The organism is Ensifer sp. ZNC0028, from assembly GCF_000799055.1.
Taxonomy (GTDB): Bacteria; Pseudomonadota; Alphaproteobacteria; order Rhizobiales; family Rhizobiaceae; genus Ensifer.
Genome location: NZ_JTLA01000028.1, coordinates 102371 through 111444 on the forward strand (window position 1 = coordinate 102371; position 9074 = coordinate 111444).

Below are 9074 nucleotides of genomic sequence, written 5' to 3' on the forward strand. Positions count from 1 at the left end.
CCGTTTGAAAACGGCCGGCGGCGCTGTCCCGCGCTGCAAGCGTTTACGGAAACTAAACCAAAGCGGGCAGCGAGAAAACCTTTCTTTGCCTTTGATCAATTAGCACCGGATAGAGCAGGAACGGGAAGGCAGCTGGCGCTGCACACCGATTTCTCGTGTCGAGCCTTGAACTTAAGACTCATGCGAGGGCAATTCTCAACCCGGCGGACTTGTCCTATGCTCCGCCCTGGAGGAATGAGGCATGCTTTCGGGTTCGGTCATCTTTGCCTCGGCCTTCGCCTATCTGCTGCTGCTGTTTGCAGTGGCGAGCTATGGCGACAGGCGGGCCAGGAGGAACAGCGCTGCGCTGAAAGGCAGGCCGCTCGTCTATGCGCTGAGCCTTGCCATCTACTGCACCTCCTGGACCTATTTCGGCGGCATCGGGCTTGCGGCCGAACGCGGGCTCGAATTCACCGGCATCTATATCGGCCCGATCCTGATGTTCACGCTGGGCATGCCGCTGATCCGCAAGATCATACGGCTCGCCAAGACCGAGAAGCTGACATCGGTCGCCGACTTCATCGCCGCGCGTTACGGCAAGAACCCGGCTGTGGCCGCGATCGTTGCGTTGATTTCGCTGGTCGGCGCCATTCCCTATATCGCGCTGCAGCTAAAGGCGATCTCAAGTTCCGTCGCCGCCATGATCAACACCAGCGACTACGGCATCGGCGCCGGGCAAAGCTTCATCGACCTGCCGCTGCTGGTCACGCTTTTCCTCGCCTGCTTCGCCATCGTCTTCGGCACGCGCCATACGGATGCGACCGAGCACCAGGACGGACTGATCCTCGCGATCGCGATGGAATCGCTGGTCAAGCTGGTGGCGCTCGTAACGGCCGGCTTCTACATCGTCTTCGTCATTTTCAACGGCCCGGCTCACCTGTGGTCTCTGGCCGCGCAAAGCCCTGCCGTGCAGTCGGCGCTTTCCTACGAGACCCCGATAGCGCGCTGGGTGCTGTTGATCGTCACGTCCGCTTTTGCGATCATCATGCTGCCCAGGCAGTTCCATGTGACGGTCGTCGAAAACCGCACCGAAGGCGAGCTTCGCACCGCCGGCATCCTCTTTCCGCTGTACCTGATCGGCATCAATCTCTTCGTGCTGCCGATCGCCATCGCCGGCATCCTCACCTTCTCCGGCTCCGGCGACGCCGATCTCTACCTCCTGACGCTGCCGCTCGCCAACGGTCTGCCGGTGCTGACGCTGATCACCTTCATCGGCGGCTTTTCGGCGGCGACCGCCATGGTGATCGTCGCGTCAGTGGCGCTGTCGATCATGATCTCCAACGACATCGTCATGCCGGTGTTCCTGCGCCGCAACCTCAGCCAGCGCGGCGGCTTGCAGGAAAACCTCGCGGGAACGCTGCTCAACATCCGACGCTCGGCAATCTTCGCCGTGCTTCTGCTCGGCTACGCCTACTATCGCTCCGCCGACATCAGCGCCGGCCTCGCCTCGCTCGGGCTGCTCTCCTTCGTCGCCATCTCGCAGATGGCGCCGGCGCTGCTCGGCGGCCTTGTCTGGCGCCAGGCCAATGCCCGCGGCGCGATCACCGGCATGGTCTCGGGCTTTCTCGTCTGGGCCTATCTGCTTTTCCTGCCGAGCCTCGGCGGACCCGACAATTCCCATGTGGCAACGACGGTCTTAAGCTTCCTGCTGCCGTTCACCGACCTGTTCTCCGGTCCCGATGCGGATCCGCTGGTGAACGCCACGACGCTCAGCCTACTCGTCAACTGCGCCACCTATATTCTCGGATCGCTGACCCGCACGCCGAAGCCGATCGAACGCTTCCAGGCCGGCGTATTCATCACCCGGCGGTCGCGCACCGAAGGCGCCTTTCGCGGCCGCAAGACCAAGGTCACCGTGCGCGACCTCAAGGCGACGATCGCCCGCTACATGGGCGCCGAGCGCATGCAGCGCTCCTTCCATACCTATGAGCGCCAGACCGGACGCTGGCTGGACGACAACGCGCCCGCCGACATGGCGGTGGTACATTTCTCCGAGCAACTGCTTGGCAGCGCCATCGGCTCGTCCTCGGCGCGGCTGGTGCTTTCGCTCGCGCTGCAGCGCGGCGACGATACCTCGTCCGAGACGGCCTGGCTGCTCGACCAGGCGAGCGAGGCGCTGCAATACAATCAGGATATGCTGCAGACTGCGCTCTCGCAGATGGACCAGGGCATCGCCGTTTTCGACAATGCGAACAACCTGATCATCTGGAATCGGCGCTTCCGCCAGCTTCTCGATCTCCCCGAAGCAGCCGGCCAGGTCGGCTTCCCGCTTGCCGATATCGTCTCGATCCTCACCAAGCGCGGCGATATCAGCAAGGATCAGGAAAAGGGGCTGGTCGCCAACTTCCTGACGCTCGACAAACCTTTCCTGCTCGAACTCAGCAACGGCGAGCGCATCATCGAAGTGCGCACCAACGCCATGCCCGACAAGGGCATCGTCACCACCTATACCGACATCACCCAGCGCGTCGCCGCCGACATGGCGCTGAAGCAGGCGAACGAGACGCTGGAACTGCGCGTGGCCGAGCGCACCGGCGAACTGACCCGGGTGAACCGGGAACTCGCCGAGGCGCGGGCCGCCGCGGAAGAGGCCAATATCGGCAAGACGCGGTTCTTTGCCGCCGCCGGCCACGATATCCTGCAGCCGCTCAACGCCGCTCGCCTCTATTCCTCGTCCCTCGTCGAGCGGCTCGGTGAATCTGACAACAGCACGCTGGTCGAAAATATCGATTCCTCGCTGGAATCGGTCGAGGCCATTCTTGGCGCCGTGCTCGACATTTCACGCCTCGACACCGGCGCCATGAAGGCGCGGATACAATCCGTTCCGCTCAACGAATTGCTTAGAAGGATCGAGACCGATTTTGCCCCGATGGCGCGAGCCAAGGATCTCGAACTGATCATCATGCCGACATCGCTTGTCGTGCGTAGCGATCCGAACCTGCTGCGCCGCGTCGTCCAGAACCTCGTCTCCAACGCGATCAAGTACACGCTCAGCGGCAAGGTGCTCGTCGGGGTGCGCAGGCATGGCGCCATGGCGACAATCGAGGTGCTCGATTCCGGCATCGGCATTCCCCAGTCGAAGTTCCGCACCGTCTTCAAGGAATTCGCCCGGCTGGATGAAGGCGCACGCACGGCCTCCGGTCTTGGGCTCGGTCTTTCGATCGTCGACCGCATCTCGCGCGTGCTCAACCATCCCGTCAGCCTGCAATCGACGCCCGGCAAGGGCACGGGCTTCAAGGTGACCCTACCGCTCGATGCCAGCGCCGGCGAGCGCGTCGCTGTCCGGCCGGTGCCACAGAGCAAGGCAAGCGAGGCGCTGAACGGCCTGCGGGTGCTGTGCATCGACAACGAGCCGCGGATCCTCGAGGGCATGCGGGTGCTGCTTTCCGGCTGGGGCTGCATCGTCAGCACGGCGGAATCGCTGGCTGCCTGTTCCGAATTCAATGCCCAGCCCGGCGAGAAGCCGCATGCAGTCATCGCCGACTACCATCTCGACGACGGCACCGGCATCGAGGCGGTCGCGCGCATCCGGGCATCGACCGGCGAAGCGACGCCGGCGCTGCTGGTGACGGCCGACCGTTCGCCGGAGGTGCGCGCCGCGGCCGAACGCGACGGCATCGCGATCCAGAACAAGCCGGTGCGTCCGGCGGCGATGCGCGCCTGGCTGACGCAGCTTTCGACGGCGGCACGAACCGCTGCGGAATGAACGGCTCCCGCATTTCGGGGCCGCCTGAAACAAGGGGATATCACAAAGTCAAAGCGGGCCGCATCAGGCGGCGGCAACGGTGCCTATCTTCGAAAGCTGGATGACCGCCTGGGTGCGGCTGTCGACATTGAGCTTCAACAGGATCGCCGAGACATGCGCCTTGATCGTCGCCTCAGAGACACCGAGTTCGTAAGCGATCTGCTTGTTGAGCAGGCCCTCGCCGAGCATGCTCAGGACGCGGGATTGCTGCGGCGTCAGCGTCTGCAGGCGCTGCAGCAGATCGGCGACCTCAGGCTCGTATTCCTGCGCCTGGTCGTAACCCGCGGGCACGAAGACCTCGCCGGCCATCACCTTCTCGATCCCCTCGCGAATCTCCTCTATGCCGGCCGATTTCGAAAGAAAGCCGGACGCGCCGAGATCGAGCGCGCGATGGATCGTCGCCGGGTCGTCATGGGCCGACACCACCATGACCGGCAGGCTCGGATATTCGGCGCGAAGAGCGATCAGACCAGAGAGCCCGCTGACGCCGGGCATGGTGAGGTCGAGCAGCATGAGGTCGGCGTCAGTATTGTCCGCCGCCGCCTTGCGCGCGGCTGCGAAATCGCCAGCTTCGACGATGGCAGGCGCGCCGTCCACGCCGCTCAGCGCCTGGCGCATCGCGCCGCGAAACAGCGGATGGTCGTCCGCGATGATGATGGTCATGTCCGGTGTCATGCTGCTCCCTCCCAAGAGCCCGGGCTGAAATCTGCGCGCCCCCACGCGCCGATCCGCATCCCGCATGGCCGATCCGGCAACTCAGGTCTTCTGCGGCTCCTGAGTGGAGTCGCTGCCTTCGAGATCCTTCACGATATCCATGAACCTACGCATCATTCTTTCCATGATGCCCATTGCGCGGTCAATCTCTTCCTCAGCCGGAAGGTCCTGTTTTGCGACACTTTCACCGGCCTTGGCGGTCTTTTCCAAGGCCTCGACCCGCTTCGTGAGGAGGTCCAATTCCTGTTCGAAGGCGGCCCGCTCGTCGGCGGCCATGCGGCAGACCAACTGGCCGTCCTTCTCCTGGCACAGCGACACCTCGCCGGTCTGGGTATCGAGCCGCGCGATGCCGGTCTCGGACTTCTGCATGCTGTAGCGCCCTGGGGCTGGATCCTGTGCGCTGGCGCCGCCGGCCAGAGCCAATCCGGTACCGAACAGAAGTATGGCAGCAGCGTTTTTCATGACATCTTCTCCGTTACGATCCTTGCCGGGACGTGATCTGTGCGCGAACGAGAAGAGCGAAATCGGTCTTCACCGCGGATTATGCGCGAATCGTCGTCCTTCTGCGATGGACAATCGCCGATATTTACGGCAAGGCCACGACAGAAAATTACGGGGACAGACGGGCACCATGGGTTCCATCATCTACAAAATCGTTCCGGCATTGCTGTGGCAGGAAGCCAAGCGCAGCGGACGCTTCGACGGCGCGCCCGTCGATCTCGCCGACGGTTACGTCCATTTTTCGACCGGCGAACAGGTGGTCGAGACGGCGGCACGCTATTTCGAGGGACAGGTAGACCTGCTGCTGGTTGCCGTCGACGGCGATGCGCTCGGCGAAGAACTGGTCTATGAGCCCTCCCGCGGCGGCGCTCTCTTCCCGCATCTCTATGCCCCCCTCTTCCTGTCGGCCGTCGTCTGGGAAAAACCCCTGCCGCTCGGCGCCGATGGCGCGCATATCTTCCCGGAACTTGATGCATGAACCCGCTGACCAGCCTTGCCCGCCGCGGCCTTTTCCTCTTCGATCCGGAAGCTGCGCACGGCCTTTCGATCAAGGCATTGAAGACCGGGCTCGTGCCGAACTGTCCTGCCAAGGCCGACAAGCGGCTCTCGCAGACGGTCGCCGGCATCGTTTTTCCAAACCCGATCGGCATGGCGGCCGGCTACGACAAGAATGCCGAGGTACCGGAAGCGCTTCTGAAGATCGGCTTCGGCTTCACCGAGATCGGCACCGTCACGCCGAAGCCGCAGGCCGGCAACGACAAGCCGCGGATCTTCCGGCTGGTCGAGGATGAGGCCGTTATCAACCGCCTCGGCTTCAACAATGAAGGCCATGGCGCAGCGCTGGCGCGACTGAAGGCCTGTTCGCGCGATGCGCTGATCGGCGTCAACATCGGCGCCAACAAGGACAGCGCCGACCGTATCGCCGACTATGTCGGCGGCATCCATACCTTCTACTCGGTCGCCCGCTATTTCACTGCCAACATCTCCTCGCCGAATACGCCGGGCCTGCGCGACCTGCAGGCGCGCGAAAGCCTCGCCGCCCTGCTGTCAGCCGTGCTCTCGGCGCGCGACGAAGAGGCCCTGAGGAGCAATCGCCGCGTTCCGATCTTCCTGAAGATCGCGCCCGATCTCACCGAGGAAGGCATGGACGATATCGCCGCCGAAGTGCTGGCGCACGATCTCGACGGCCTGATCGTCTCCAACACGACGCTTTCGCGCGAGGGCCTGAAGGACCAGGCCCAGGCGAAGGAGACCGGCGGCCTCTCGGGCAAGCCACTCTTTGATAAGTCGACGGCCGTGCTTGCCCGCATGCGCAAGCGCATCGGCCCGAAGCTGCCGATCATCGGCGTCGGCGGCGTCAGCTCGGCCGAAACCGCGGCAGAGAAGATCCGCGCGGGCGCCGACCTCGTGCAGCTCTATTCCTGCATGGTCTATGAAGGCCCGGCCCTGCCCGGCCGCATCGTACGTGGCCTCTCGGATCTCTGCGATCGCGAGCGGCTCACCTCGATCCGCGATATCCGCGACAGCCGTCTCGACTATTGGGCCGGCAAGAACGTCTGACGCGCCTTCATCGGGATCCGCGACAACAGGAACAGCCCCCGCATCAGCAGGAACAGGTTGAGCCCCGCCCATAGGCCATGATTGCCGAAGGCGGGGACCAGCAGGGCGAGTGCTGCGGCATAGCCGACAAAGGCCGCCAACATCATGTTGCGCATCTCGCGCGACCAGGTGGCGCCGATAAAGACGCCATCCATCAGGAAGGCAAGCGCACCGGTCATCGCCGTCACGGCCGCCCAGGGCAGGTATTCGTAAGCCGCCGCGCGTACATCCGGCGCCGTGGTCAGGAGATCGATGAGCCCGTCACCGAACAGCAGAAAGGCGACGGTCGTCACCAGCGCGAGCCCCAGCGACCAGGCGGCCGTCATCCGGAGTGCGCGATCGAAGGCCGGGCGGTAACCGGCACCGATCGAGCGTCCGATGAGCTGTTCCGCCGCATTGGCGAGGCCGTCGAGATAGTAGCCGGCAACGAGGAAAATCGTCATCAGCACCGCATTGGCCGCAAGCGTCACCGGCCCGAAGGCAGTGCCGATGCGGGTCATCAGCGTGAAGGCTGCCAGAAGCAGGAACGAGCGGATCATGATGTCGCGGTTGAGGCCGAAGAGCGGCTTCAGCCGTTCGCGGTCGAAGATCTCGGCCCAGCTTGGCGCATCCCTGCTGTCGAAACGGCCATAGACGATGGCGAAGCCGGCGAGCGCGCCGACAATCTCGCCGGTGACGGTGGCGAGCGCGACACCCATCACGCCCCAGCCGAGGACAAGGCCGAGCAGGATCGAGAGCACGATGTTGATGCCGTTGATCAGCGTCTGCAGCATCAGGCCGATGGTACCCTCGCCGCGGCCGAGCACGAAGCCGAGGATGGCGTAGTTGGCAAGTGCTGCCGGCGCGGAAAGGATGCGACAGAGAAAATAGGTGCTGGTGACGCCGGCTACCTCGGGCTCCGGCCCCATCAGCCAGAGGCCGCCCGACAGAAGCAACGGCGAAAAGAAAAGGCTGACCGTGCCGCAAACAAGCGCGATGATCAGCGATCGCCAAAACACCGCCTGCTGCTCGCGCCGATCGCCGCGACCATAGGCCTGGGCAACCAAGCCCGTGGTCGCTGCCCGCAGGAAGTTGAACGTGGTGAAGATCAGGTCGAACAGGATGGCGCCGACCGCAAGGCCCGCCAGCAAGGTCGCCTGCCCCATGCGTCCGACAACGGCGGTATCGACGAGACCAAGCAGAGGCGTCGTCAGAAAGCCGAGCGTCATCGGCAACGCGATCGCCAGGATCAGCCGATGGGTGACATGAAACGGGCCGGCAGCGTCGCTCGGCGAGGCGGAAGAGGCGGTCATCGAACGGTCCGGACGTGATCGGTGAGAGATGACCGTTTTAGGGAATGAGCATAGGCGGATGCAAGCGCGTCGTGCAGTTCGGCGAAAACGTCCCAACGCGGCAAGAGCCCCTCACCCTAGCCCTCTCCCCGCACGCGAGGAGAGGGGACGTGGCAAACGCGACGTCACACCCCTTGATACCCGTCGGAGGCCAGTCCCGTCAGCGGTCATGATGGATCGAAAGGGCGCAGCTATCCGCCTTCTCCCCGCCTGCGGGGAGAAGGTCCCGGCAGGGGGATGAGGGGCGGAGTTCTATACGAATGCAGCTGATTCAGCCCGAAAGCACCATCGCCCAGAAGGGACGGTTTCCGGAGGCGTCGTTCTGGGCGACGGCGACGCCGAGGCCACGGTAATTGCCGAGCATGTTTTCGAGATGCTTGGGCGACCTGTACCAGGCGTCATAGGCGCGCTCGGCGTCGTCCTGGCCCACGGCGATGTTTTCAGCGGCCGGAAGCGTCACGCCCTGGCCCTTCATGCGGTCGTAGAAACTGTCGTTCCAGCCGATCAGGTGCTGCATCTTGCCGGCCTTGGCCATGCGTGCCGCCTGGTGCATCGCCGCGACGGACGCCGCATGATCGGCGACGAGCTCGGTCAGGCCCTTGCCCTTGCGCAGCTTGTTGACATAGCCGAGGCTCGCTGCGGTCTGGTCGCTGCCGGTGCCGCTTTCGGGCATCAGCACCTTGGACGTGTTGCAGCCGGCGAGCGCGCCGAGCGAGAGGATGGCGGTCGCGCGGAGCAGGCCGCGGCGTTCGATCAGAAGAAAACGGTCCTGCATCGTCAGCGCCGAAAGTTCAGGACGCGCAGGATGACGAAGGCCGGCACGACGATCACCGCGCCGAGCAACAGGTAGTCGCCCACCCGGCCAAGTGCTGCAAAGCCGGTGTACCAGAGGTCGAGCAGGAAGTTGCGGACGGCGAAGTAGATATCGGTCGGATACCAGCCGAACATCCTCATCACGAAGCCGACGAGGATCGACACCACGATGAGCTTGACCAGCACGCGCAGCGGCGAGTCACCCAAGAATCTGTTCATTCCGTCCGACATCAGCGAACTTCTCCTGTTTGTCTTCACATAAGCCGCGATCGGCAGCGTCGCAAGTCGCTGGCCCCGGCGGGCACGGCTCGGGCTGCCGATCGCGCCAGATT

8 protein-coding genes are annotated in these 9074 nt (G+C 64.0%); 3 read left to right on the top strand and 5 right to left on the bottom strand.

The window, feature by feature from the left end; translation table 11 throughout:
* Positions 1–241 precede the first annotated feature (241 nt).
* Complete coding sequence (locus L981_RS06800; protein ID WP_043613165.1) at positions 242–3745, top strand: PAS domain-containing hybrid sensor histidine kinase/response regulator; 3504 nt, start codon at positions 242–244, stop codon at positions 3743–3745.
* A 63-nt stretch (positions 3746–3808) separates the two neighbouring features.
* Here L981_RS06800 and L981_RS06805 read toward each other — a convergent pair whose 3' ends face one another.
* Both L981_RS06805 and L981_RS06810 read right to left on the bottom strand, forming a co-directional pair.
* The gene (locus L981_RS06805) at positions 3809–4459 is read right to left on the bottom strand and encodes a response regulator transcription factor (RefSeq protein ID WP_043613167.1); all 651 of its coding nucleotides are present in this window, start codon (positions 4457–4459) and stop codon (positions 3809–3811) included.
* An 81-nt stretch (positions 4460–4540) separates the two neighbouring features.
* A complete protein-coding gene (locus L981_RS06810; RefSeq protein ID WP_043613169.1) occupies positions 4541–4960 on the bottom strand; it encodes a hypothetical protein in 420 nt (139 codons plus the stop codon).
* Positions 4961–5129: 169 nt separating this feature from the next.
* Between L981_RS06810 and L981_RS06815 the strand changes: the two genes are divergently transcribed.
* The gene (locus tag L981_RS06815) at positions 5130–5477 is read left to right on the top strand and encodes a DUF952 domain-containing protein (protein ID WP_043613171.1); all 348 of its coding nucleotides are present in this window, start codon (positions 5130–5132) and stop codon (positions 5475–5477) included.
* Complete coding sequence (locus L981_RS06820) at positions 5474–6559, top strand: quinone-dependent dihydroorotate dehydrogenase (RefSeq protein ID WP_043613173.1); 1086 nt, start codon at positions 5474–5476, stop codon at positions 6557–6559. Before L981_RS06815 ends, L981_RS06820 begins: the two co-directional genes overlap by 4 nt.
* On the opposite strand, the gene L981_RS06825 is transcribed toward L981_RS06820, so the two are convergent.
* The 3 genes from L981_RS06825 to L981_RS06835 all read right to left on the bottom strand — a co-directional run bounded on the left by L981_RS06825 (position 6535) and on the right by L981_RS06835 (position 8973).
* Positions 6535–7890 carry an MATE family efflux transporter gene (locus L981_RS06825; RefSeq protein WP_043613175.1) on the bottom strand — a complete coding sequence of 452 codons (1356 nt, stop codon included), beginning with the start codon at positions 7888–7890 and terminating at the stop codon, positions 6535–6537. The genes L981_RS06820 and L981_RS06825 overlap by 25 nt on opposite strands.
* A gap of 310 nt (positions 7891–8200) precedes the next feature.
* A complete protein-coding gene (locus L981_RS06830; RefSeq protein WP_043613177.1) occupies positions 8201–8704 on the bottom strand; it encodes a CAP domain-containing protein in 504 nt (167 codons plus the stop codon).
* Between the two features lie 2 nt (positions 8705–8706).
* Entirely contained in the window at positions 8707–8973 is a 267-nt protein-coding gene (locus L981_RS06835; protein ID WP_034797119.1) for a DUF6460 domain-containing protein, read from the bottom strand.
* Between the last annotated feature and the right edge of the window lie 101 nt (positions 8974–9074).